The organism is Synechococcus sp. CCAP 1479/10 (genome assembly GCF_019038515.1).
Classification (GTDB): domain Bacteria; phylum Cyanobacteriota; class Cyanobacteriia; order PCC-6307; family Cyanobiaceae; genus Cyanobium.
On the sequence record NZ_JAFKRJ010000072.1, the window covers coordinates 1 to 274 of the forward strand.

A 274-nucleotide genomic window follows, 5' to 3' on the forward strand; every position below is an offset into this window, starting at 1 on the left:
GCGGCGTCTGCTGCCGAACCTGCTGGTGTGCCTGGCGGTGACGAGCCTGGGGGTGGCGATGCTGATCCCGCCGCTGGAGAGCGGGCCGTATTTCATCGTCGCCCTCAAGGCGCTGTTCGGGTGGTCGAACAACTACCTGATGGGGCAGCTGGATTACTTCGCGACGGATTCGGATCTGAATCCGTTTCTGCACACCTGGTCGCTGGGTGTGGAGCAGCAGTTCTACCTGGTGTTCCCGCTGCTGATGGTGGGGATCGGCTACGGGGTGCGGCGG

Annotated in this window: 1 pseudogene; it reads left to right on the forward strand. The window is 64.2% G+C overall.

The features are described from left to right. Positions 1–274, forward strand: a pseudogene (locus KUG39_RS17015) (acyltransferase family protein); the annotation flags it as partial.